A 23,330-nucleotide genomic window follows, 5' to 3' on the forward strand; every position below is an offset into this window, starting at 1 on the left:
CATTTTCTTACAGGGTGGGATAATCGGTGTAACCTTCCGCGCCGCCGCCGTAGAAGCTTTCAGGGCGCTGCGGATTGAGTGGCGCATCTTGCTGCAAACGAGCAACCAGATCCGGGTTAGCGATAAAGTCGCGGCCAAACGCCACTGCGTCAATCAGGCCGCGCGCAATCAGATCATCCGCTTTCTCAACGGTGTAGGCACCGGCACCAATAATCACGCCTGGGAACAGCGCACGCACTTTCTCACGGAATGCATCGCTGTATGGCTGTCCGCCCGCCCAGTCTGGCTCAGAAAGGTGCAGATAGGCGATGCCGCGCTTGCCCAACTCGGCGATGTACCACAACGCTGCTTTCTCTTCTTCCGGGCCATTTTCCAGATTCTGGAAGGCACCGATTGGCGAAACGCGGATACCGATACGATCGGCAGACCAGTTAGCAATCGCCGCATCCACCACTTCCAGCGCGAAACGGCCACGTCTCTCAATCGAACCGCCGTACTCATCGCTACGCTGGTTTGAGCCGGGTGCGAGGAACTGATGCATCAGATAACCGTGTGCTGAGTGCAACTCCAGCAGGTCGAAGTCGGCTTCGCGCGCATTGGCAGCGGCCTGACCAAAATCTTTGACGATTTGCTGAATTTCAGCCACTGACAGCTCGCGCGGTGCTGAAGTGTCTTCACGATAGACCGAACCATCCGCAGCGCGCAGAGAAGTGCGCGTACCCGCCGCCAGCGCGGTCGGTGCGACCGGTGCTTTGCCTTCTGGCTGCACGCTGTTATGAGAGATGCGGCCGGTGTGCCACAGCTGCACGGCGCTGTGACCGTTAGCGGCATGAATGCCTTCGTTAATCATTTTCCACGCGGCAATTTGCTGCTGTGTGTGCAGGCCCGGCGCACCGGCATAGCCTTTCGCCTGGAAAGAGATCTGGGTGGCTTCGGTGATGATTAAACCGGCACTGGCGCGCTGCTGATAATATTCAGCCATCAGCGGCGTCGGGATATCGCCCGGCTCAATGCTGCGCAGACGCGTCAACGGGGCCATGAAAATGCGGTTCGGTACGGTAATCGCGCCCACTTTGAGTGGGGAGAATAGCTGCTTACTCGCCATATTGATTGCTCCAGGAAGACCGGTCGTCTAGTAACGACGATTTCTAAAAAAATCAGTGGCTTATCAGCCACTGTTCGATGGTGTCGAGCGCCAGACTAATCGGACCCGGCACTCGGGAAATCTTGCTCTGCAAACTGGCTCCGAGCCACAACAAGTAGCAGCGCTGCGCCAGCTGCTGCGGCGTTTGACTAAATGGCAGCGGCTGCTCAGCGGCGACCTCAGTCAAACAGCGCGTGTAGGCAGCGATGATGGCATTGGCACCCTGTTGCAGGGCATCGCGCATGGGTTCGGAGAGATCGCACACTTCGGCTGACAATTTCACGCCAAGGCAGCCAACAATATGACCTTGCTCGATAAACAGCCTTTCGCCGTAGCGGAAATGCGCTAACAGGCGTTCGCGCGGCGGTAAACCGGGCAGATTCAGCTGCTGATCAATCTGTTGCTGGAAGTGGGCAAAGTAGCGCTCAATCAGCGCCACGCCAAAGGCCTCTTTCGAACCGAAATAGTGGTAGAACGAGCCTTTAGTGACTTCCGCCAGCGCCAGCATCTCGATCAAACCCATGCCGGTAAAGCCGCGCTGTAAACAAACCTGCTCGCCAATAGCAAGCAGGTGTTCACGGGTATCGTTGCGTTGCAGAGTCTTGTTCATGGGGCTCAGGTTATTAGACCAGTCAGTCTAGCGCAACCCTCAGGCGGCGGTTTGGCACGATCTGTTCATATCCAATTGCGATTGATACTGCTGCGTCTGGATGTTGAACATGCCTAAAAGCGTATGGAAAAGATTATCTTGCGACACCTTTGCGTCGGCGGCTTGCTGGCGCAAACAGGCCTCATTGATGTGATTCGCCGCCGCGTATCCCGGTGACATCCACATCAGCAGAGGAATGTGAGTTTGCTGTGAGGGCGCAAACATATAAGGCGCACCGTGCAGATACATCCCGCGCTCGCCAAGCGATTCGCCGTGATCGGAGAGATAAACCAGCGCCACATTGAAGCGATCGCTCAGGCCTTTGAGCTTATCGATGGTGCGGCTCAGCATGGCGTCGGTATACAGCAGCGAGTTGTCGTAGGTATTCACCAATGCCTGATGATCGCAATCCTGAATCTGTTTGCTGTCGCAGGTGGGCGTAAAACGGCGGAACTCAGCCGGATAACGCTGATAATAGGCTGGACCGTGGCTGCCCATTTGATGCAGCACAATAATGCCGTCGTTATGCAGGCTATCAACATAGTTATCAATACGATGCAGCAACACATCATCCTGGCAAAACCCGTCGTGACAATATTGCGGCAGGTTCCACTGCGTCATGTCGGTGTGCGGCACGCGATCACAGGCACCTTTGCAGCCACCATCGTTTTCGCGCCACAGCACGCTCACGCCGGCATGCGCCAGGATATCGAGCACGCCTTCCTGATGATGCGCCAGATTCGCGTCGTAATGCACGCGCGGCATATTGGAGAACATGCAGGGCACCGAAATGGCGGTTTCTGTGCCACAGGAACTGGCGTTGGGATAGTAAATCACCTGCTGTTTTTTCAGTTGCGGATTTGTGTCACGCGCGTAACCACCCAGCGAAAAATTCTCGGCGCGCGCCGTTTCACCCACCACTAACACCACCAGCGTTTTCTTGGTTGCTGCGGAGATTAATGGGCCTTTGTGGGCATCCTCGCCAATTTTTACCAGTTCCTGACTACCTTGCAGATAGCGTTGATCGACATAGTGGCCAGTACCGCTAACCACGTTGGCCGGAGTAATCATCTTGATCAGATTTTTATTGTTGCGAATCAGCGAGGCGTAATCTTTGTAAAACAGCGCCGCCATCAGCAAGATGAGTAATATTGCGCCCAGTGCGCCCGTCAGGCGTTGCAGCAGATTCCACCACCAGCGCGCGCCGCTATTGATGCGCACGCCGCAAATCAGCACCACCGGTACCATTCCCATCAACAGCATCCAGAGTAGATAGCGACTGCTGATCAGCGCGCCGGCTTCCTGCGGATCGGATTCAAAAACGTTTTGAATCATATTGGTGTCGATCACCGTGCCAAAACTGTGCATGAAGTAATTGGCGGCGGCGCTGACTAATACCAGCGCAATCAGCAACGGCTTGCGCAGATAAGGCCAGGCAGCTAGCGAGAAGAGAAAATAGAAAGCCGAGGCGAGCACCAGCGGAATACTGGCGGCGAACAGATAATCGTGGAAGTGATCGTAAGGGATCATTTCCCAGGCGCGCAGCAAGAACAGGGCATTCATGAATAATGCGAAAAACAGGGCGGCAATAAGGTTAAATCCGTTGGTGCCGCACTGAAAGGTGATCGGGAATCTCATGAAAACTCAACGGTAAGAGGTAATGTGACAATCGTATGAAGACAAGATGAGGAAAACCTTAACGAAGATTAAACGTAAGCAATCCAAATCCTTTAAATGCTGGCTTTTTGGTAAACAGGCGTAACGAAATGCCGCGATGGCTTGATTATGCGCAATGCCCGTATACTCTTTGCTCAATGTCATTAAGCTGTTATCAATGTGATTTGAGATGTTAATTGCGGAGTGCATGTGGCCGAGCAACTAGAGTTCTTCCCCGTTCCCAGCCCGTGTCGCGGCATTTGCCAGAGCGACGCGCGTGGCTATTGTCGTGGCTGTTTACGCAGCCGGGAAGAGCGCTTTAACTGGATGAAATTCAGCGATGCGCAAAAGCGCGATGTGCTGCGCTTGTGCCGGCAACGCTTTTTGCGCCTGCAGCGCCAGCAAAAAGTCGATGAAGATCATGATCCACAACAACCGGAACTGTTTTAAGAAAACGACGATCTGCCTTTTCGTTATACTCCCGTTTTCGTTATCTGGAATCGTGTTTAGGGAGTTTAACCATGTTACAACCGCAGGCTATTGCACCGCAGGGACCGTCCTTTTCACCGCTGATTGCCGGTTACTGGCGTTTAATGGAGTGGGGCATGACGCCGCAGCAAGTGGTGCAGTTTATTGAGCACCATTTAGCGCTGGGCATTACCACTGTCGATCACGCCGACATCTACGGCGATTACCAATGTGAAGCCGCCTTTGGTGCAGCACTGCGCCTGGCGCCAGGTTTGCGTGAGAAGCTGCAAATCGTCACTAAATGCGGCATTGCGACGCGCGCTAAACCTGAACACCGTATTGGTCACTACATCACTGAAGCCAGCCACATTCTGCACAGCGCCGAGAATTCGCTGCGCCATTTCAATACCGATTACCTCGATTTGCTGCTGATTCATCGTCCGGATCCGTTGATGGACGCGGATGAAATTGCCGAAGCCTTTACGGCGTTGCATCAGAGCGGCAAAGTGCGCCATTTTGGCGTCTCCAACTTCACCGCGTCTCAGTTCACGCTGCTGCAATCGCGTTTGCCATTCAGTCTGGTCACTAATCAACTGGAAATCTCCCCGCTGGAGCAAACGTCGCTGCTGGATGGCTCGCTTGATCAGTGCCAGCAAAACCGCATCCGCCCAATGGCCTGGTCCTGCCTCGGCGGCGGTCGCGTGTTTAACGATCCGCACTATCAGCCGTTGCGCGATGAGCTGGAGCAGGTGAAGCAGGAGATTGGTGCCAGCAATATTGAGCAAGTGGTGTATGCATGGGTGATGAAGCTGCCAAGCCGTCCGCTGCCAATTATTGGATCAGGCAAAATTGAACGGGTGAAAGAAGCGGTTGGCGCATGCCAGTTAACCCTCGATCGCCAGCAATGGTTCCGCATCCGCAAAGCCGCCATCGGTTACGATGTGCCCTAAAGCGTAAAGCTGCGTCAAATTACGGCAGCCTGGATGAAAGCAGTCCAGGCTTACAGGGAATCTAACCGTAAGGAGACGTTATGAAGAAAATCCTCATTGTTATGCTGGCTCTGGCCTGCGCCGCAGGCGCGCAGGCGGCGTCAGAAGAAGTCACGCTGCATGAAACCACCGCGCAAGGCATCGGGGCGGCAATTGGCAAAGTCACTATCAGCGAAACGCCGTACGGTGTGCAATTTACGCCAGCGTTAAGCGGCCTTAAACCGGGCATTCATGGTTTCCACGTGCATGCTAAAGGCAGCTGTGAACCGGGCGAATCGGACGGTAAAACGGTGGCGGCCGGTGCGGCGGGCGGACATCTCGATCCGCAAAAAACCGGCAAGCATCTTGGTCCGTACGCCGATGGTCACCTTGGCGACTTACCCGCGCTGTTTGTAACCGAAGATGGCAAGGCGAATTATCCGGTGGTTGCGCCACGCATCAAATCCCTGAGTGAAATCAAAGGTAAAGCCTTGATGGTGCATGTGGGCGGCGATAATCATGCCGACCATCCGCAACCGCTCGGCGGCGGGGGGGCGCGTTTTGCCTGCGGCGTAATTTAAACTCCTGGGCGGCAGCTGCTTGTCGCCCTGATTTCCTTCCTTTGAAAAAAATTGACCCATTTTCTGGCTACTCTCAGCGGTTTTTCCGTCCTATGATATTGATTCAGGTATAAAACCTTCAGGGGTGGGAATGAAAGCGCGTGGGATGATGTTGTTATGTTTATTGCTGGTGGGATGCGATCAACCCAATGATACACAATTAAGGTTGGATGCGAGTCGGCAGCTTCAGTGGACAATTGATACCAATCCTCTACGTGCAGATTGTGAAAATATCGCCCGTGGTCGTGAATGGTTAACGCAACGCACTCTTAAGCAGCTGGAAACCAGGGGATGCCAAAATGTGCTTCGCAGTGCAAGTGAAACAAATTTCATCACTACTGCGATCTATCGTCATTCCATGACGATCGTTTGCGGGAGCATTCGCGGTAAAAGTTTTACAGGTACCGAACTAAATCGCCGCTTTGTTTACTCTTCAGAAGAGAAGGCGCTGGTGATTGAACCGATGTCCGATCAGGACAAAACCCGCTTCGAAGGACAGAAATCGCTGCAGCAGTTGCAGGATGATTTTAATCGCCAGACCACGCAATATTGTCAGTAATCAATCTGGCACCGCCTGCGCCAACTGGGCGAGTGAGCAGCGCAGGCGCCACAAAATACCCGCCAGCGTATTGGCTTCGCTCTCCGCTTGCTGCTGCAGCTGGTTAATCATAGTTTCCAGCTCATCCAGCGTGGCCTGCAACGCGGTGTGATGCACGCCGCGCAGGCTCATAATCCGTTGTAGATCCTGCAGGCTGCTGTCGCGCATTTGCCCTAGCGTAGCCGACGTTGGCTGCCATTCGCGCAGCTGCCAGACAATGTGGGAACAGTTGAGTAGCACCACGCCCCAGCGCAGCAGCCACACGCGCGCCTGCTCGTCACGACTGTTACTGAGCTGACTAATATGATGATAAATCTGCGATTCAAAGTGGCTTTCGCTCAGGCGCGGATGACGGCGTAGCTGATCAAGAAACGCATGGCGCAGGGCGCGAATATGCCGACGACTGCGGCGCGCATCGGAACTGGGACGCAGCACCTGAAACGCCAGCCACGCCAGCAGTACGCCGCACACCTTGGCGATATTGTCATTGAGGAAGCTTTGATAATCCCAGTCCGGCGGATTGGTGACGGCGATAAAGGATCCCATAAATACAATGAATTGCCCCCACATTCCCGCGCGTTTCTTCTGCTGCAGTTTGAACAACTGCAAGGTGAGTAACAGCGGGAAAAGCACCAGCAAAAACTGCCACAGCGCACTGATTTGCACCATCAAGCCAAACTGCAGCACAAAACTAAACAGCGACAGCCACAGCAAGGTTTTGAGTAACAGCGAGACGCTGCCGCTGGGCGAAGGCGCGGAAGAGTACAACACGCACGCGATGGCGGTGAGCGTCAGGGCGGCGGCACCGGAATCCCATTGCGTGGTGATCCAAAAGGCGCAGCCCAGCATGATGACACTAAAAGTACGCAGTGCGCTCCAGCCGGCTTCTGCACTGTCGCTTTCGCGCGCCAGCGATGGCGCATACGGCGGTTGAAAACGGGTATCGGCATAGGCGCGTTCAATCAGGCGAATCCAGCGATTGACGTTGAGATAGACCCAGCAAAAATAGCGCAGTCGCTGGACAAAGGCGCGTTGCCGGTAATCACCGGTTGCTGATGGCGTGATGCCGCGCAAAATCAGCGCCAGACGGTATTTGTCGCAGTGCGGCTGCGCCAATTCGTGCAGCAGTTTTGCCATGGCATCGTAAAGTTCGGGTGGCGCATCCGGCCAGTTCAGCAACATGCGGCGCAGACTGGAGAGCACGCTGGTCAGACGCAGCTGCTGGTGCAGCACATAGTTCAGCACGTTGTTCTGGCGGCGGAAGCGATAGTGGCTCCAAAACGCCTGAATGCGCAGCAGGTTCATGGTGAGAATCTGGCTAATGACATTTTCATGGGCGGTGCGCACGTTATCGGTGCTGCCTTGCTGCAGTAATAACACCGCATGATCCAGCAAACGCGCGTGCATCTGACGCAGTGAACTCATCAGCGCGTTGCCATCCGAGGTGCTGGGCAGAATCATCATCATCAATCCGGCGCAAAGAATGCCGGAGATCACTTCGCACACGCGCGCTTGGGCAATATCCCATAGCTGAGTGACATCGGTGATGTTGACGCTGCTAAAGGCAATGATGGCGGCGGTATATCCCGCCAGCGAAAACGCGTAGGCCACATTGTTTTGGTAGTGATTGGCGATCCAGGTGCAGAACGCCAGCCAACCGGCCATGAAAAAGGCAAACAGCCAGGGCTCGTTTAGCGTGTGTCCGGCAATCAGCAGCGCGGCGCTGGCACCGAGCAAACTGCCAACGATGCGGCCCAGACTTTTACTGATGGCACCGCCGACGGTGGGAAAACTCACCACCGCCGCCGATGTCATGGCCCAGTAGGGTTCGTCGAGTTGCAGCGCATAGGCGATGGTCAAGGCGAGACACATCGCAATGCCATTACGCAGCGCGTAGCGCCACTCGGCCCAGCTTGCTTTTATCCACGGCAGATTTTGCCAGGCCAGCCACTGAAAATTCATCACAGCCTCAGTGCGCGATCGAGATGGTGCAGGTGGTGCCCGCCACTAGCGGCACGCTTTCCGGCAACGCATCCAAGCGAATGCGCACAGGCACGCGCTGCGCCAGACGCACCCAGGGCACGTTAGGCTTGATATCCGGCACCAAACCGCCATCGCTGGCGACGCTTTGATCGTAAATGGCGCGTCCGATACTCTCCACTTTGCCCTGCAAACGCGCACCGTTGCTGTACAACACAATCTGCGCCGCAGCGCCGGGTTGAATATGGCGCAGCTTGGTCTCTTCGAAATAGCCCATCACGTAGTAAGAGTGGCTGTCGACCAGCGCAAACAGCGGCGTACCGGCGCTGGCATAGTTGCCGGTGCGTAGCGTCAGGTTGCTGATCCAGCCATCGGTGGGCGCGGTAAGGGTGGTTTGATCGAGGTTCCAGCGCGCCTGATCGAGGCTGGCCTGCGCCGCTTTCGCCGTTGATGCAGCGGCATTGGCGGTTAAGCGCGCGGCGTCCATATCTTCCGCTGAAATGACGTTGCGCGGCAGGCTGGCGCGGCGATTGGCTTCATGCTGCGCTTTTGCCAGGTCGGCCTGCGCTTTGGCTAGCTGCGCTTCGGCGTTGGCCTGCGCAATTTGCCACGGCACCGGATCAAGCTTGAGCAGCACGTCACCTTTATGCACGAACTGATTGTCACGCACCTCCAGAGCGATGATGCGCCCGGACACCTCCGGCGTGATATCCACCAGCTCGGCGCGCACTTTGCCATCCCGCGTCCACGGCGATTGCATGTAGTAATTCCACATCCACCATCCGGCAAGCAGGGCCAGCGCAAAGATCACTACAGTTGAAAAATACTTAAAAGGGTTGAATTTCATAGTGATTTATCCGAGGCTCAGTAACCACAATGCGCCAGCGACGCACAATACAAACAGGGAAAGGTCCATTAAGGTGGGATGCCAGACATCGCCGGAGTAGATCCAGCCGCGTATCAGCGGGTGAATCAACAACCAGAAAAAGAATCCGAGTAACACCGCTTTAAACAGCGGCGGGAAAAACAGCGACGCACCGAACACCAGGTCGGTAAGCGGGGCGCTGGGGGAAAAAGCGGTAAGGGACACGTGTCATCATCCTTTTTGACCGGGAATCATCTTAATAGAGCGTAGACGGCAAGCGTATATGCAGGCCTGGTATTTGTAATTTGCCAGGTAAACTCGCAGAATAGTGTAAAATCTGGCTTAATAGCTAGCAAGCTAATTATAAGGAGATGCAATGGATACGCCCTTGGGAACCGATCTGTCTCGCCTGGTGCGCATTTGGCGCGCGTTAATCGATCAGCGTTTAAAACCGCTTGAGTTGACACAAACACACTGGGTGACGCTACACAATATTCATCAACTCCCGCCAGAGCAGTCTCAGATTCAGCTGGCAAAAGCCATTGGCATTGAGCAGCCTTCACTGGTGCGCACGCTGGATCAGCTGGAAGAGAAGGGATTAATCACCCGCGCGACCTGCGCCAACGATCGCCGTGCCAAGCGCATCAAGCTGACCAAACAGGCTGAGCCGATCATCGAGCAGGTTGAGAATGTGATTGATGCCACGCGCGATGACATTCTTTCCGGCATCAGCCTGGAAGAGATTAATCAGATGGTGACGCTGATTGCGCGGCTGGAAAAAAATATTCTCGAGTTTCACAACCGCGAGAAATAAAAAAACCGACGCCTGGCGTCGGTTTTTTTTATCTACTCGCTTAACGTGGCGAAACGGTAACCTGGCTGCCGTTTGACGCCATCACGACGCGCTGGCCAACCGAGTAACGGGTGGCAGCTTGTTTCTGCACCACCATGATGGTGTTGCCATCATCCTTGCGGATTTCCAGCTCGACACCGTCAGATTTGTTAACCGCACCCTGCACGCCCTGACCGGCTACGCCACCGAGTACCGCACCGCCTGCGGTTGCCAGACTGCGACCGCTGCCGCCGCCAATGGTGTTACCGAGGAAACCACCCAGCACCGCACCACCAATTGCGCCAATCACGTTGTTTTCATCGCCGCCCTGGATTTTCACCGGACGAACCGAAACCAGCGTGCCGTAGGAAACACTTTGTACTTGTTTAGCTTCACTGGCGCTGTAAACGTCACCGGAAAGGGTGCTGTCGTTGGCACAACCTGCCAGAGTTAAGCCGGTCAACGCCACGGCTACAAAACGCTTAATCATCAGAACGCTCCTTAATGCAAATAAACGCCATATTTCTCATCCTGTACTGCACAGAGTATAAGACAGAAAACTGGCAAATGACTCTAAGTCCGTATAATACGCGGCTGGGGCGAAGCATAGACCGTCTCCCATCAACAAAAATTCAATTACTTGCAGAAAATATTTCTGAGCTGGAACAGACTGCGCAGTGACGCTGAAAAGCGGAATTTTATCATAGAATTAGCCCCGGTAATTTGCCAGGCTTAAGCCAGATGATGTTAAGGGAGTGAACCGCTATGAAATCAGGACGCTATATTGGCGTGATGTCCGGCACCAGCCTTGATGGCGTGGACGTGGTACTGGCGGCCATTGATGGGCAAATGGTGGCGCAGCAGGCCAGCTATTGTCATCCCATTCCGCAGGAATTACGCCAGCAGGTGTTGGCCATTTGTCAGGGACAATCCTTGACGCTATCGCAGCTCGGGCAGCTGGACACGCGGCTTGGCAAACTGTTCGCCGAGGCGGTATTGACCTTGATGCACCAGCAGTCGCTGGAAGCCAGCGACATTATGGCGATTGGCTGCCACGGTCAAACGGTGTGGCATGAGCCGCAAAGTGATGCGCCCAATACGCTGCAAATTGGCGATAACAACCAGATCGCAGCGGCCACCGGCGTGACGGTGATCGGTGATTTTCGTCGCCGCGATATGGCGCTCGGCGGGCAGGGCGCGCCCTTGGTGCCGGCCTTCCATCAGGCGCTGTTAATGGACAGCGTCGAGCGCCGCATGGTGCTAAACATCGGCGGCATCGCCAATCTGTCGCTATTAATTCCCGGCCAGCCGGTACGCGGTTTTGATACCGGTCCGGGCAATATGCTGATCGATGCGTGGATTTGGCGCAACAAAGGTTTGCCTTACGATAAAGATGCCGGCTGGGCGCGCAGCGGTCAGGTGGTTCCGGCGCTGTTGGAGTTAATGCTAGGCGATCCTTGGTTTGCGCTGCCGCCGCCAAAAAGCACCGGACGCGAATATTTCAATCTCAGCTGGATTGAGCAGCAGTTGCAGCGTTTCCCGGCGCTGGCACCACAAGATGTGCAAGCCACGTTGACTGAGCTGACGGCGTTGACCATAGCGCAGCAGGTTCAACTCAACGACGGTTGCGATCGTCTGTTGGTGTGTGGCGGAGGCAGCCGAAATCCGCTGCTGATGGCGCGCCTCGCCACGCATCTGTCGGGTACTGAAGTGGGTACCACCGACGAAGCGGGCATCAGCGGGGATGATATGGAAGCGCTGGCCTTTGCCTGGCTGGCGTTTCGTACATTAAATGGCTTACCGGGCAACCTGCCAGCGGTAACCGGTGCGCGGGAGATGAGTGTATTGGGCGCGATTTTTCCGGCCAATCCCCGACCTATTCGTTAAGAGGTGAAGATGAAAAAAACAATTATGGTGCTGAGTAGCGTGGCGATCTTGAGTGGCTGCGGCATGATGCATAAACAGCAAGAGACTCCACAACAGCTGCGCTATCAGTGCGGCACCTTGCCGCTGACGGTCACCCAGGATAATGCGAAGCAGCAGGTGAGTTTTATTCTGGATGGCAAGCCGCTAACGCTGACACAAACGGTCTCGGCCTCTGGCGCGCGCTACAGCGACGGTACTTACGTCTTCTGGTCAAAAGGCAATGGCGCTTTTGTTGAACGTAATAACAAAATCGTGATTAATGATTGTGAATTGCAGAACGCGGATACCTCCGCTCAGTAAACGTCAGAGAAAGAGAAACAGCATGAGCGACAGTGACAGCTTGCAAAATATTGCCCATCTGCGTCGTGAATACACCCGCGGCGGGCTGCGACGTAAAGATCTGCCCGATAATCCCCTGGCGCTGTTTGAGCAGTGGCTGCAGCAAGCCTGCACCGCGCAGTTGCCGGATCCAACGGCGATGACGGTGGCCACCGTTGACAGCAGCGGCCAGCCTTATCAGCGCATCGTGCTGCTCAAGCACTACGACGAGCAAGGCATGGTGTTCTATACCAACCTCGGCAGCCGCAAGGCGCTGCAGCTGGCAGAGAATCCGCGTATTTCGCTACACTTCCCGTGGCATTTCCTGGAGCGTCAGGTGATGGTGCTGGGCGAGGTGGAAAAACTGTCGCCCCTCGAGGTGCTGAAGTACTTCAGCAGTCGCCCGCGTGATAGCCAGATTGGTGCGTGGGTGTCGAAGCAGTCGAGCCGCATTTCTGCGCGCGGCGTGCTGGAAGGCAAGTTCCTCGAGCTTAAGCAGAAATTCCAGCAGGGTGACGTGCCGCTGCCGAGTTTCTGGGGCGGTTACCGCGTCAAATTCCACACCGTGGAGTTCTGGCAGGGCGGCGAACATCGCCTGCACGATCGCTTCCTCTACCAGCGTAATGACAATGGCTGGTCGATTGACCGTTTAGCCCCGTAAAACTGCGTTTTATCCCCTTTCAACGCTGGCGCAGTTGGCGTCAGCGCTTTATGCTATAGCCCTCTTTTTTTTCGTCTCCGCACGTCGGCGGAAAGCTGTGTACCAGCCTAGGTGCAGTCTGATCAATTTGGAGTCAGTGATGACCAGCAGTAACCTGATACAACAATTGCAAGAAAGGGGCTTAGTCGCCCAGGTAACGGATGAAGAAGCGTTAGCAGAGCGACTGGCGCAAGGGCCAATTGCACTCTATTGCGGCTTCGATCCTACCGCTGATAGCTTGCATTTGGGCCATCTGGTGCCGCTGCTCTGCCTGAAGCGTTTTCAGGATGCCGGACACAAGCCGGTTGCGCTGGTGGGTGGTGCCACCGGTCTGATTGGCGATCCCAGCTTTAAAGCAGCAGAACGTAAACTTAACACCGCTGAAACCGTTGGCGAGTGGGTCGATAAGATCCGCAACCAGGTCGCACCTTTCCTGAGCTTCGATTGCGGCGACAACAGCGCGATTGCCGCGAACAACTACGACTGGTTTGGCGGCATGAACGTGCTGACCTTCCTGCGTGACATCGGTAAGCACTTCTCCGTCAATCAGATGATCAACCGCGAAGCGGTGAAGCAGCGTTTGAACCGCGAAGATCAGGGCATCTCCTACACCGAGTTCTCCTACAACCTGCTGCAGGGTTATGACTTTGCAGAGCTGAACAAACGTCACGATGTGGTGCTGCAGATTGGCGGTTCCGATCAGTGGGGCAACATTACCTCCGGTATCGATCTGACGCGTCGCCTGCATCAGCAGCAGGCGTGGGGATTGACCGTACCGCTGATCACCAAATCTGACGGCACCAAATTCGGTAAAACCGAAGGTGGCGCGGTGTGGCTGGATGCGAAGAAAACCAGTCCGTACAAGTTCTACCAGTTCTGGATCAACACGGCGGATGCAGACGTATATCGTTTCCTAAAGTTCTTCACCTTCATGAGCATTGAAGAGATTAATGCGCTGGAAGAAGAAGACAAAAACAGCGGCAAAGCGCCACGCGCGCAGTACGTGCTGGCTGAGCAGGTGACACGTCTGGTGCACGGCGAAAGCGGCTTAACGGCGGCAAAACGCATCACCGAGAGCCTGTTCTCCGGCAGCCTCAGCGCGATGACCGAAGCCGACTTCGAGCAGCTGGCGCAGGACGGCATGCCCACCATCACGCTGACGGCAGAAGACGACTTGCAGCAGGCGCTGGTGGCGGCTGAGCTGGTGCCATCACGCGGCCAGGCGCGCACCATGATCGGTTCTAACGCGGTCTCGCTGAATGGCGAAAAACAGTCAGATGCGGAGTATCGTTTCAGCGACAGCGATAAACTGTTTGGACGTTTCACGTTGTTGCGTCGCGGTAAAAAACATTACTGCCTGATTAACTGGCAGTAAGCGTTCAGGGCCGGCTTCCGGCCCTTTTTTATGGCAAGACAGCAGTACAGGGCAAAATGAAAAATATTCTCGCAATTCAATCTCACGTTGTTTACGGACACGCCGGTAACAGCGCTGCCGAATTCCCGATGCGCCGCATGGGCGCAAACGTTTGGCCGCTGAATACCGTGCAATTTTCTAATCACACCCAATATGGTCACTGGACCGGCACCGTGATGCCCGCCACACATTTGACCGACATCGTTAAAGGCATTGCGGCGGTGGACCGCCTGAAGACCTGTGATGCGGTATTAAGTGGCTATTTGGGATCGGCGGAGCAGGGCGAACAGATTCTGGAGATCGTGCGCCTGGTGAAAGAAGCCAACCCGAACGCATGGTTCTTCTGCGATCCGGTGATGGGCCATCCGGAAAAAGGCTGCATCGTGGCGCCGGGCGTGGCGGAGTTTCACTGCAAAATGGCGTTGCCCGCCAGCGACATCATCGCGCCGAACCTGCTGGAGCTGGAGATGCTCAGCGGGCATGAAGTGGCCAACGTGGAACAAGCGGTGGTGGCGGCACGAGAACTGATTAGCAAAGGCCCGAAAGTGGTGCTGGTAAAACATCTGGCGCGTGCCGGACGCCGCAGCGACCGCTTTGAGATGTTGCTGGTGACCGCCGATGAGTGCTGGCACATCAGCCGTCCGCTGGTGGACTTTGGCGTGCGTCAGCCGGTTGGCGTGGGCGATCTCACCAGCGGCCTGCTGCTGGTCGATCTACTGCACGGTAAGTCGTTAAAGGATGCGCTGGAGCACATCACGGCGGCGGTGTATGAAGTGATGCTGAAAACTCACGAAATGGGCGAGTACGAATTGCAGTTGGTGGCCGCGCAGGATGCAATTGCCAAACCGACGCAGCATTTCGCGGCAGAAAAGCTGTAAATTCCTTGTTAGGTGCGCATGAATGCGCACCTGCAATCCAGGTCGCCATGAATGGCGACCCTACGACAGTATTAAACCAAACCCTCCGCCTTCAACGCCGCCTGCACCGCTGGACGTTCCGCAACCCGGCTAAACCATTCTTCCAGCGCATCCAGTCCCGCTAAATCCAGCTTGATGGCTTTAGCCCAGCGCGTCACTACGAACAGATACACATCGGCAACGGTAAAGCGTAATCCCAGCAGCCACTGCTTATCCTGCAACGCCTCATTCACCTGCTGATATTTCTTCTCCAGCTGCGCGCGCGCAATGGCTTTGTACTCTTCTGGCGTATCAGGACGGAACAGCGGGCTAAAACCCTTGTGCAGTTCGCTGCTGACATAACTTAACCACTCCAGCGTGTGATAGCGCGTCAGGCTGCCGGTCGGGGCCAGCAGGTTGCGATCCGGCTTGAGATCCGCCAGATACTGCACAATCGCCACGCCTTCTGTCAGGATGCTGCCATCATCAAACTGCAGCGCCGGCACTTGTCCTTTCGGGTTAATCTGCCAGTAATCTTCTCCTTGCTCGGTCACTTTCTTCTGCAGGTCCACGTTCACTTGGGTAAAGTCCAGTCCGCATTCCAGCGCGACAATATGCGGTGATAGCGAACAGGCACCGGGCTTACAATAGAGTTTCATCATGGCTTCTCCTTGAGTGTTGTGGTGATCGAAGCAGCATAAGTCTGCCAGGGATTTTTGCCAGTGACAGCGATCAGGAATTGCGGTCACCGTTCAGGTTTATTCAGCAAAGCATGGCAGTAATGGCAGCTTTTCGAGCGCAAAATCCCAAAATTGCCGCACTTTAGGCGTCATATTCTTCACGCGCTGGGTGACTAACTGCACCGGCAACGGGGCCGGCTCCCATTCAGGCAGTAAACGCAGCAATTTTCCGCTGTGGATATCGTCGAGAACCTGATACGACAGCAGCCGTCCAATGCCGTGTGCGCTGCGCAACGCTTCCAGCTGGCTCTCCACATCATTAACCCGCAGACGCGGCGTGATGCGCACGCGCAGATCCTGGACGAAGCGCCACTCGCGCGTATGGCGCAGGCTCGTCACTAACGCATGTTGAGTCAGTTCAGTGGGATGAAGAGGCGTGCCAGCCTGTTGCAAATAGTCGGGGCTGGCAACCAGCGTTGAACGCACCGTGCCAACCTGACGCGCCACCATCGAAGAGTCCTGCAGTTCGCCAATGCGCAGCGCGATATCAAGACCGTTTTCGATCAGGTCCTGATAGGTGTCGCTGAGCACCACTTCAATCTGCATCTCCGCATGCTTTTGCAGAAAGGCATTCACCAAGGGCATGACGTGGCGACGACCAAACTGTACCGGTGCGGTTAAACGCAGCAAGCCATGCAGGCCGCTGTGGTGAGCGCTGTCGATGGCGCGCTGATAATCGCTCAGCACCCGTTGCGCCTGCTCAAACAGCTGCCAGCCGGCTTCGGTAGGTGCCAGCTGGCGGGTGGTGCGTTCAATCAGGGTGGTGGCGAGACGGGCTTCGAGGGTATTAAGAGTGCGCGTGATTACCGGTGGCGATCGCTGTAACAAACGTGCGGCGCCAGCCAAACTGCCTTGCTGGATAACCGCGACAAACACCTCAAGCTCATCAAACCTGTCCATGCTTCTTCCACGCTGATTAACAGTGAGCCGACATCATGAAGTTAAGTGAGCGAAAAGCGAAGTGTGAGCAGCAGAAATCGTTAAAGGAAATGTGAATAGCGGGCAGAAAAAAGCCGGGACAAGCCCGGCTATCTGATTACTGATTGGCGTTAGCGCGTTTCAGTTCAGTTTGACTGTCATCCTGCGTCATGCGGTTCAGCAGTGGCGCGGTAATCAACATCAGCAGGGCAATCACGCCGGTAGCAATACCAATCTGCTGGAACACATGGCTGTAAACTGCCAGCGAAGTATGCGGATCGGTCACATCACTCGGTACTGCCATCAGGTTGGCGACTTTACCTGCAATCATTGCTGCACCGGCGGTGGTCAGGAACCAGGAACCCATGATGAAGCCCATCAGGCGCTGTGGAACCAGCTGTGCCACCATCGCCAGGCCCAGGCCGGAAATCATCAGCTCACCGATGCTCTGCAGCGCATAGCTGAGGATCAGCCAGTTCACCGAGACAATACCGGCTTCGTTGGCAAATTTGGCACCAAACGGCAGCACCAGGAAGGCCGCTGAACACAGCACCATACCGAAGGCGAATTTGTGTGGCATCGGCATTTTATCGCCGAGCTTGTTATACACTGCCGCCAGAATCGGGCTGGCCAGCATAATCCAGAACGGATTCAGCGCCTGGAACTGCTCTGGTTCAAAGGTGATGCCGAGAATCGCATGCTCAACGTTGCGGATAGCGAAGAAGTTGAGTGAGGTTGGCATCTGCATATAGAGCACGAAGAACACAATCGCTTCGACCATCAGCAGGAAGGCCACGATCATCTTACGGCGTGCCGCACCTTTCAACGCGAAAGCTTCTTTGGCGAAGATCACCACGATACCCGCGGCGATGACGCCCAGCGTCATACGCGCGATGCTCTGGTGATGCAGCAGCCAGGCCGCCAGCGCAATCAGCGCTACCACGCCAACCAACGTCATCAGCAGTTTACCCATCTGCAGCGGGGCAAAATCCGGCTTGGAGCCGTAGTTTTTCACCACGCGCTGGAAGAACAGGAAGTTCAGCAGCGTAATGACCAGACCGACAACCGACAGCGAGAACGCCGCGCCCCAGCCATATTTCGCAGCCAGCCACGGCGTCAGCATCATCGAGAACAGCGAACCGATGTTGATCGACATGTAGAACATGGTGAAGGCACCGTCGAGGCGCGCGTCATCTTTCTCATAGCAGGTCGACAGCAGGGAAGACGGGTTGGCTTTAAACAAGCCGCTACCCACCGCGATGGTCGCCATACCGATGTACACCATTGAGGTGTCATGGCCAGAGAAAGCAATTAGTGCATAACCCAGCGCCAGCACCATCACGCCGAGCACGATAACGCGTTTGGTACCCAGCACTTTATCGCCGAGCCAGCCGCCGATGGCGACTAAACCATATACCAGCGCGCTAAAGGAGGTGAACAGCGTAATGGAGTCCGCTTCGGACATGCCCAGCTGTTTAACCAGGTAAACCGCCATGATGGCTTGCAGACCGTAGTAACCAAAACGTTCCCACAGTTCGATGGAGAAGATCAGATAAAACGCTTTCGGTTGCTTGAAAGCGTTGAGGCTTGGCGCCCCGTCAGTGTGTTTGTTTGCAGTTGACACGTATACCTCAGTTTTAACATAGCCTGTTTTACGACAGGAATTAAGTCTGCGTCGGGCTGGGTAATCCCGCGCAACATTGTTATTAGAAAGGAAAAACGGCGACTAATTTGGCTGAATCAGTCCATCAGGGCAAGCATTTTCTGCACGCTGAAATACTTGCAATAGGTAGGGTTAATGCCGTTATACAAAGTTGTAAATCAGTGTTAAATCTCGCTGCGTGGCATTATATCAGGATAAACATGTGAAATGCAGATCTGGAAGATCATTTTCCTGATATAAACTACTCAGAGAGGCTTTATCAGAACATAACACTAAAGTTCATAATTTATACAGAGATTATTATTGCTGTTGTGCATAATATAAGCACAACAGCTTGATTGGTGAGCGTAATAAGCAGTCAAAAGATTCCAGATCGCTAATTAGTTGATCCTGTGCACAAAACCGTGAATTAATTAGCGTGGTAAAAGAAGAAAACGTTTGCGCAGCTGACATCTGGCGAATATTAGCGCGATTGGGTGCATTATTTGCCAGATAAACAGGTCGCCATAAGCGCAATGCGTGGAAACGAAAGGCGTACAAATCGGCGTTTTAGGCGTTTAGACAGCGCATTAACTTTGCTGTAACCTCCTTTTTTCCCTGAAAGGACGTAGTCATGATGAAGTCGATTCGTGTTGCCCTGATTGGCGATTACCGTGCTGATGCCGTTGCGCATCAAGCCATTCCTCCCGCCGTACAACTCGCTGCAAAAACCCTTTCCCTTGATGTTAGCGCCGACTGGATTGCCACCTCCGAGCTCGATCAGCACAACCTCAATGATTACCAGGCGATTTGGCTGGTACCGGGCAGTCCTTATCTCAATGACGCGGGCGTGTTTGCCACGCTTCGCTGGGCGCGGGAAAGCGGTAAGCCATTATTGGGTTCGTGTGGCGGATTCCAGTACGCCATCGTGGAGTACGCGCGCAATGTGCTGGGCTGGGAAGATGCGGCGCATGCGGAAACCGATGCCAGCGGTCGTTGGGTGATTGCGCCGCTGGCCTGTTCACTGGTGGAACAGCGCGGAAGCGTCACCTTCCAGCCGGGTTCACGTATTGCAAAGGCTTACGGCGCATTGCAGAGCGATGAGGGTTACCACTGCAACTTTGGCGTCAACCCTGAGTTCAGCGAAGCGCTGGCGACACAGAATCTGCAGATCACTTCCTGGGATTTGGACGGCGACGTGCGCGGCATTGAATTGACCGATCACCCGTTCTTTGTCGCCACCTTGTTCCAGTCCGAACGTGCAGCGTTACAAAACCGGCTTTCGCCGCTGGTGGTCGCGTGGCTGCAAGCCGCCGCAGGTTAAATACATAGGGTCGCCATTCATGAACTGCACCCCAAATGTTGGACCATAATCTGACATTGATGGAGTGACCCCGAGCCCATAGACAAATCTGCCCTATATTTTGAGCATAGGAGGAGTCTATGGGCACACCACGATTTACCCCTGAGTTTAAAGAAGAAGCAGTCCGCCAGATCACCGAGCGGGGCTATTCCGTCGCCGACGTATCTGAACGCCTGGGCGTCTCGCAACACAGCCTTTATAAATGGATCCGCTCTATAAAACCTGATGCCAGCGGGCACCAGGCGCAGGATCTGCTGGATGCCCGGACGGAGATCCTCCGGTTGAAAGCGCAACTCAAGCGAACTGAGGAGGAGCGGGATATCCTGAAAAAGGCGGCGCGGTACTTTGCAAGGGAGCCCGACTAAAGTACCGCTTCATCAACGATCACCGTCAGGTCTGGTCGATCACACTGATGTGTCGGGTTCTGAAGGTTGCCCGTTCCGGTTTTTACGTCTGGCTCCACTGCCCGGTATCAACTGGAGAGCAGGATAATCAGCGGCTGCTGACGCTTATCCGCGACTCTTATACCCTGAGTGGCGGCGTTTATGGATACCGGCGGGTCCACAGTGACCTGCGAGAAATCGGGGAGGTATGCAGTAAAAACAGGGTAGCGAAAATTATGCGGCAGAACAGAATCAAGGCCGTACATGGCTATAAAATCCCGCGAGGAGCACGGGGACGTCCGTCAGTCATCGCGCCTAACCGGGTACAGCGGGAGTTCACAGTCGTTAAACCGAACCAGGTCTGGGTAACGGATATTACCTACATACGGACCTGGCAGGGCTGGCTGTATCTGGCCGTGGTCATAGACCTGTTTGCCCGCAATGTGGTGGGCTGGTCAATGAAACCCTCACTGTCGCGCGAACTGGCGCTGGATGCTCTTCTGATGGCCGTCTGGCGACGAAGGCCTGAGGAAACCGTTATCGTACACAGCGACCAGGGAAGCCAGTATGGCAGCGATGACTGGCGACGGTTCTGCCAGGCTAATAACCTGTCACCCAGCATGAGCCGGCGCGGCAACTGCTGGGATAATGCAGTGGCAGAATCCTTCTTCAGTTCGCTAAAAAAAGAGCGCATCAGAAAGCGGATCTATAGAACCCGGGACATGGCCCGGGCTGATATCTTTGATTATATCGAAGTGTTCTACAACCGGACCCGACGCCACAGCCACCTGGGAGGCGTCAGTCCAGAGGCCTTCGAAAAGGCCTCGTCGTGAGGACAGCGAATGTCTACGGGAATGGGGTCACTCCATTGAAGGTGCAGCTCTATGACAACAAAATATCCCATCGAATTTAAACTCTCGGCCATTCACTATTTTCTTAGCGGCCATGCCGGTATTGATGGAACGGCTAAGCACTTCAGCATTGCCCCTACTAACCTCCGCCGCTGGGTTGCGCGCTATCAGCATCACGGTGAGCAGGCTTTGCTTCCCCGCGGGCACCGGCGTTATTCTTCTGACTTCAGGGTCCAGGTGGCGCATTATGCTCTGGCTCATACCGGTGAGTCATACGCTGCGGTTGCGGCGCGTTTTAATATCAGCTCACACAAAACGGTTGAATCCTGGGTCCGCCAGTACAGCCTTAAAGGTCACTATGCTTTCCCGCCCGAAAACAGCACGCGGAGAACACCAATGTCAGGCAAAGAAAAATCACCAAAACCAGTCGGGTCAATGACGCCGGAAGAGCTGCTTAAGGAGCTCGAATACCTGCGTGCCGAAAACGACTATCTGAAGGTCATGCAGGAGATTATCCTGGAAAAAAAGCGCCGGGAGCGGGAGAAAAAGCCGCAGCCGTGACGCTGCTGCGCACGCGGCATCGCCTGCCGGTGCTGCTGAGCGTATCGCGGCTGCCAAAAAGCACTTTTTTTTATCAGCTTGCCCGCCAGCAGGCAGCGGATAAGTACGCAGAGGTGAAGGCGCTTATCGTCAGGCTGTCAGAGGAGCATCGCAGTGTTTATGGCTACCGGCGCATGGGCTGCCTGCTCAGGCAGCACGGCTGGGCGCTGAGCGGGAAAACCGTGCTGAAGCTGATGTCGGCGCTGGGTCTGCAGTCGCCGGTAAGAAAGAAGAGATACCGGTCCTGTCGCGGGCCCGAGGGGCGGACAGCCGGCAACGTGCTGCAGCGCAACTTCCGGGCACAGGCACCGAACGAGAAGTGGGTAACGGACGTAACGGAGTTCAGCGTTGCGGGTGAAAAATGCTACCTGTCCCCGGTTCTGGACCTGTATAACGGCGAAATCGTGGGCTGGGAAACGGCGCGTAAGCCGCTGATGCCGATGATAAACGGTATGCTGAGCAGAGCCTTACAGCATCTGACGGGCGAGCAGCGTCCGCTTCTTCACAGCGATCAGGGCTGGCAGTATCAGATGCCGGAGTATCAGCGGCGCCTGGCGGAAAACGGGATAAAACAGAGCATGTCGCGCAGAGGAAACTGCCTGGACAACGCGGTGATGGAAAACTTCTTCGGTCATCTGAAGTCGGAAATGTTTTACCTGAAGAAATACCGTGACGTAGAGGAGCTGGAGAAGGACATCGGAGACTATATCCACTTCTGGAATACTAAGCGGATAAAAATGGGGCTGGGTGGGCTGAGTCCGGTAGCGTACAGGACTCAGCATTACGCAGCGCTTTAACTAAACGGTCCAGGTTATGGGGTTCAGTTCATTCATGGCGACCTCTATCAGCTGATCTGCAACAACGGCTTGCGCTCCCGCCCCGATTGGTGATAGCACTGAATCGCCTCCCGCCAGTGCGCCAGCGGGAAAATTTCTACCTCGCCACATTCACTGGCACGTAACAGCGGCCAGAGCTCACTGAACAACCGTTGCCAATCCTGATGGGCTAAATCCTCCAGCGTATGCCGGACGTGAAACCAGTGCAGCGCCGGACGTGGCGCATTAACCCGCACCGGCTTGCCGCTCAGCACGCCATAAGCAATGAATTCAGCGTCGACAGACAAAGCTTGCCAAATCAACTGGCCGATTTCGCCGCCCACCGCATCAAACACCCGATCGCACTGCTGGGCGGCAGCAGCAATCTCGGCCCGCTGCGTTTCAGCCAGCGCAACGATTCCCAATTGCTGCAAGCGTGCGCCATGCTGCGGCGCTCGATGAATCACAGTGATGCTGCTTGCGCCCATCTGTCGCGCCCACTGCGCAAGTAACAGAGCACAAGCGGAACCGCCTGCGGTGATCAACACGCGCTTACCGGCTGGCGACCACTGCTTGAGCATCAGCAACGCCGCCAGTGGATTGATATAGGCGCGTGCCGCCAGCGTGGTGCTGATAACGGGCGGAACCGGCACCGCACTCAGCGGATCGCAATCGACATAACGCTGCCAGGTGCCGACGCCGCGCAGCGGCAGCACGCGCTGGCCAAGCAAATGGCGAAACGCCGGCGGAGCAGCCACCACCGTGCCGACGCCTTCATAGCCAGCGATGAGCGGCGGCGAGACGCGATGGCGATAGGCGCCGGTAATCGGAATCAGGTCGGAAGCATTGATGGGAGCAAACTGCATCGCCACGCGCAGCAGGCCAGCCGCGCAGGGCGCTAAAGCAGAGGATTCGAGCGTAAGTACGCTGGCAGGATCGCCAAACTGCCGATAAGCGAGGGCGAGATTGCTTATCAGCAGCGAT

The 23,330-nt window shown here is 55.3% G+C and carries 24 protein-coding genes; 13 read left to right on the plus strand and 11 right to left on the minus strand.

Going from position 1 to position 23,330, the window contains the following annotated elements:
* Positions 1-7 precede the first annotated feature (7 nt).
* The 3 genes from AC6I8A_RS08880 to eptA are packed head-to-tail and all read right to left on the minus strand — an operon-like array spanning position 8 to position 3,431.
* Entirely contained in the window at positions 8-1,105 is a 1,098-nt protein-coding gene (locus tag AC6I8A_RS08880) for an alkene reductase (RefSeq protein ID WP_256696334.1), read from the minus strand.
* Positions 1,106-1,157: 52 nt separating this feature from the next.
* Positions 1,158-1,754, minus strand: coding sequence for a TetR/AcrR family transcriptional regulator (locus tag AC6I8A_RS08885; protein ID WP_256696335.1), 597 nt, complete (start codon positions 1,752-1,754; stop codon positions 1,158-1,160).
* A gap of 39 nt (positions 1,755-1,793) precedes the next feature.
* Positions 1,794-3,431: a phosphoethanolamine transferase EptA gene (gene eptA, locus AC6I8A_RS08890; protein ID WP_497818325.1), complete on the minus strand. Its 1,638-nt coding sequence runs from the start codon at positions 3,429-3,431 to the stop codon at positions 1,794-1,796.
* Between the two features lie 228 nt (positions 3,432-3,659).
* On the opposite strand from eptA, the gene AC6I8A_RS08895 reads away from it, so the two are divergent.
* The 4 genes from AC6I8A_RS08895 to AC6I8A_RS08910 all read left to right on the plus strand — a co-directional run bounded on the left by AC6I8A_RS08895 (position 3,660) and on the right by AC6I8A_RS08910 (position 6,064).
* Positions 3,660-3,899: a DUF1289 domain-containing protein gene (locus AC6I8A_RS08895; RefSeq protein WP_008110296.1), complete on the plus strand. Its 240-nt coding sequence runs from the start codon at positions 3,660-3,662 to the stop codon at positions 3,897-3,899.
* A 71-nt stretch (positions 3,900-3,970) separates the two neighbouring features.
* On the plus strand, positions 3,971-4,867 hold the full coding sequence (locus AC6I8A_RS08900; protein WP_008110294.1) for an aldo/keto reductase: 897 nt from the start codon (positions 3,971-3,973) through the stop codon (positions 4,865-4,867).
* A gap of 80 nt (positions 4,868-4,947) precedes the next feature.
* Positions 4,948-5,466 (plus strand): superoxide dismutase [Cu-Zn] SodC, encoded by a 519-nt coding sequence (sodC, locus tag AC6I8A_RS08905; protein ID WP_256696338.1) that lies wholly within the window; start codon positions 4,948-4,950, stop codon positions 5,464-5,466.
* A gap of 130 nt (positions 5,467-5,596) precedes the next feature.
* Entirely contained in the window at positions 5,597-6,064 is a 468-nt protein-coding gene (locus AC6I8A_RS08910; protein ID WP_256696339.1) for a hypothetical protein, read from the plus strand.
* On the opposite strand, the gene AC6I8A_RS08915 is transcribed toward AC6I8A_RS08910, so the two are convergent.
* From AC6I8A_RS08915 to AC6I8A_RS08925, 3 genes are read right to left on the minus strand one after another with little or no spacing between them, the layout of a single operon-like run.
* Positions 6,065-8,065, minus strand: coding sequence for an FUSC family protein (locus AC6I8A_RS08915; protein ID WP_497818326.1), 2,001 nt, complete (start codon positions 8,063-8,065; stop codon positions 6,065-6,067).
* A 7-nt stretch (positions 8,066-8,072) separates the two neighbouring features.
* Positions 8,073-8,930 (minus strand): efflux RND transporter periplasmic adaptor subunit, encoded by an 858-nt coding sequence (locus AC6I8A_RS08920; RefSeq protein WP_293794549.1) that lies wholly within the window; start codon positions 8,928-8,930, stop codon positions 8,073-8,075.
* A 6-nt stretch (positions 8,931-8,936) separates the two neighbouring features.
* Complete coding sequence (locus tag AC6I8A_RS08925; RefSeq protein WP_008110284.1) at positions 8,937-9,173, minus strand: DUF1656 domain-containing protein; 237 nt, start codon at positions 9,171-9,173, stop codon at positions 8,937-8,939.
* A 151-nt stretch (positions 9,174-9,324) separates the two neighbouring features.
* Here AC6I8A_RS08925 and slyA point away from each other — a divergent pair, with 151 nt between their 5' ends.
* Entirely contained in the window at positions 9,325-9,762 is a 438-nt protein-coding gene (gene slyA / locus AC6I8A_RS08930) for a transcriptional regulator SlyA (RefSeq protein ID WP_007892783.1), read from the plus strand.
* A 40-nt stretch (positions 9,763-9,802) separates the two neighbouring features.
* Here slyA and slyB read toward each other — a convergent pair whose 3' ends face one another.
* A complete protein-coding gene (gene slyB, locus AC6I8A_RS08935; protein WP_008110282.1) occupies positions 9,803-10,270 on the minus strand; it encodes an outer membrane lipoprotein SlyB in 468 nt (155 codons plus the stop codon).
* Between the two features lie 275 nt (positions 10,271-10,545).
* Here slyB and anmK point away from each other — a divergent pair, with 275 nt between their 5' ends.
* The 5 genes from anmK (at position 10,546) to pdxY (ending at position 15,016) form a co-directional block, all read left to right on the plus strand.
* Entirely contained in the window at positions 10,546-11,667 is a 1,122-nt protein-coding gene (gene anmK / locus AC6I8A_RS08940) for an anhydro-N-acetylmuramic acid kinase (protein WP_497818327.1), read from the plus strand.
* Positions 11,668-11,676: 9 nt separating this feature from the next.
* The gene (locus tag AC6I8A_RS08945; RefSeq protein ID WP_256696344.1) at positions 11,677-12,006 is read left to right on the plus strand and encodes an MliC family protein; all 330 of its coding nucleotides are present in this window, start codon (positions 11,677-11,679) and stop codon (positions 12,004-12,006) included.
* Positions 12,007-12,028: 22 nt separating this feature from the next.
* Positions 12,029-12,685: a pyridoxamine 5'-phosphate oxidase gene (gene pdxH / locus AC6I8A_RS08950; RefSeq protein WP_176971533.1), complete on the plus strand. Its 657-nt coding sequence runs from the start codon at positions 12,029-12,031 to the stop codon at positions 12,683-12,685.
* A 139-nt stretch (positions 12,686-12,824) separates the two neighbouring features.
* Positions 12,825-14,099: a tyrosine--tRNA ligase gene (gene tyrS, locus AC6I8A_RS08955; RefSeq protein WP_154194163.1), complete on the plus strand. Its 1,275-nt coding sequence runs from the start codon at positions 12,825-12,827 to the stop codon at positions 14,097-14,099.
* Between the two features lie 56 nt (positions 14,100-14,155).
* On the plus strand, positions 14,156-15,016 hold the full coding sequence (gene pdxY, locus AC6I8A_RS08960; protein ID WP_256696345.1) for a pyridoxal kinase PdxY: 861 nt from the start codon (positions 14,156-14,158) through the stop codon (positions 15,014-15,016).
* A 71-nt stretch (positions 15,017-15,087) separates the two neighbouring features.
* Here pdxY and gstA read toward each other — a convergent pair whose 3' ends face one another.
* From gstA to dtpA, 3 genes are all read right to left on the minus strand, one after another.
* Positions 15,088-15,693 (minus strand): glutathione transferase GstA, encoded by a 606-nt coding sequence (gene gstA / locus AC6I8A_RS08965; protein ID WP_265297405.1) that lies wholly within the window; start codon positions 15,691-15,693, stop codon positions 15,088-15,090.
* A 99-nt stretch (positions 15,694-15,792) separates the two neighbouring features.
* Positions 15,793-16,674 (minus strand): LysR family transcriptional regulator, encoded by an 882-nt coding sequence (locus AC6I8A_RS08970; protein ID WP_497818328.1) that lies wholly within the window; start codon positions 16,672-16,674, stop codon positions 15,793-15,795.
* Between the two features lie 136 nt (positions 16,675-16,810).
* Positions 16,811-18,316, minus strand: coding sequence for a dipeptide/tripeptide permease DtpA (gene dtpA / locus AC6I8A_RS08975; protein WP_256696347.1), 1,506 nt, complete (start codon positions 18,314-18,316; stop codon positions 16,811-16,813).
* A 652-nt stretch (positions 18,317-18,968) separates the two neighbouring features.
* Here dtpA and AC6I8A_RS08980 point away from each other — a divergent pair.
* From AC6I8A_RS08980 to AC6I8A_RS08990, 3 genes are all read left to right on the plus strand, one after another.
* Complete coding sequence (locus AC6I8A_RS08980) at positions 18,969-19,658, plus strand: CTP synthase C-terminal region-related (seleno)protein (RefSeq protein WP_265296883.1); 690 nt, start codon at positions 18,969-18,971, stop codon at positions 19,656-19,658.
* A gap of 119 nt (positions 19,659-19,777) precedes the next feature.
* Positions 19,778-20,913 (plus strand): IS3 family transposase gene (locus AC6I8A_RS08985; protein WP_256698600.1). Its coding sequence is split into 2 segments (ribosomal slippage): positions 19,778-20,033 and positions 20,033-20,913, totalling 1,137 coding nucleotides; the frame shifts between segments, so codons are not numbered across the junction.
* Positions 20,914-20,964: 51 nt separating this feature from the next.
* Positions 20,965-22,328 (plus strand): IS3 family transposase gene (locus AC6I8A_RS08990; protein WP_497817907.1). Its coding sequence is split into 2 segments (ribosomal slippage): positions 20,965-21,460 and positions 21,460-22,328, totalling 1,365 coding nucleotides; the frame shifts between segments, so codons are not numbered across the junction.
* Between the two features lie 47 nt (positions 22,329-22,375).
* Here the strand turns inward: AC6I8A_RS08990 and AC6I8A_RS08995 are convergent.
* Positions 22,376-23,320 (minus strand): zinc-dependent alcohol dehydrogenase family protein, encoded by a 945-nt coding sequence (locus AC6I8A_RS08995; RefSeq protein WP_497818939.1) that lies wholly within the window; start codon positions 23,318-23,320, stop codon positions 22,376-22,378.
* Between the last annotated feature and the right edge of the window lie 10 nt (positions 23,321-23,330).

It is taken from the genome of Pantoea sp. X-Soil-ISGK-275, from assembly GCF_059730795.1.

Coding starts and splice junctions, on each gene's coding strand:
- AC6I8A_RS08915 (WP_497818326.1), bottom strand. CDS start 8,065: ATGAATTTTCAGTGGCTGGCCTGGCAAAATCTGCCGTGGATAAAAGCA.
- slyA (WP_007892783.1), top strand. CDS start 9,325: ATGGATACGCCCTTGGGAACCGATCTGTCTCGCCTGGTGCGCATTTGG.
- AC6I8A_RS08920 (WP_293794549.1), bottom strand. CDS start 8,930: ATGAAATTCAACCCTTTTAAGTATTTTTCAACTGTAGTGATCTTTGCG.
- sodC (WP_256696338.1), top strand. CDS start 4,948: ATGAAGAAAATCCTCATTGTTATGCTGGCTCTGGCCTGCGCCGCAGGC.
- eptA (WP_497818325.1), bottom strand. CDS start 3,431: ATGAGATTCCCGATCACCTTTCAGTGCGGCACCAACGGATTTAACCTT.
- pdxH (WP_176971533.1), top strand. CDS start 12,029: ATGAGCGACAGTGACAGCTTGCAAAATATTGCCCATCTGCGTCGTGAA.
- AC6I8A_RS08910 (WP_256696339.1), top strand. CDS start 5,597: ATGAAAGCGCGTGGGATGATGTTGTTATGTTTATTGCTGGTGGGATGC.
- AC6I8A_RS08880 (WP_256696334.1), bottom strand. CDS start 1,105: ATGGCGAGTAAGCAGCTATTCTCCCCACTCAAAGTGGGCGCGATTACC.
- AC6I8A_RS08970 (WP_497818328.1), bottom strand. CDS start 16,674: ATGGACAGGTTTGATGAGCTTGAGGTGTTTGTCGCGGTTATCCAGCAA.
- AC6I8A_RS08945 (WP_256696344.1), top strand. CDS start 11,677: ATGAAAAAAACAATTATGGTGCTGAGTAGCGTGGCGATCTTGAGTGGC.
- AC6I8A_RS08980 (WP_265296883.1), top strand. CDS start 18,969: ATGATGAAGTCGATTCGTGTTGCCCTGATTGGCGATTACCGTGCTGAT.
- gstA (WP_265297405.1), bottom strand. CDS start 15,693: ATGAAACTCTATTGTAAGCCCGGTGCCTGTTCGCTATCACCGCATATT.
- AC6I8A_RS08900 (WP_008110294.1), top strand. CDS start 3,971: ATGTTACAACCGCAGGCTATTGCACCGCAGGGACCGTCCTTTTCACCG.
- anmK (WP_497818327.1), top strand. CDS start 10,546: ATGAAATCAGGACGCTATATTGGCGTGATGTCCGGCACCAGCCTTGAT.
- AC6I8A_RS08885 (WP_256696335.1), bottom strand. CDS start 1,754: ATGAACAAGACTCTGCAACGCAACGATACCCGTGAACACCTGCTTGCT.
- slyB (WP_008110282.1), bottom strand. CDS start 10,270: ATGATTAAGCGTTTTGTAGCCGTGGCGTTGACCGGCTTAACTCTGGCA.
- pdxY (WP_256696345.1), top strand. CDS start 14,156: ATGAAAAATATTCTCGCAATTCAATCTCACGTTGTTTACGGACACGCC.
- tyrS (WP_154194163.1), top strand. CDS start 12,825: ATGACCAGCAGTAACCTGATACAACAATTGCAAGAAAGGGGCTTAGTC.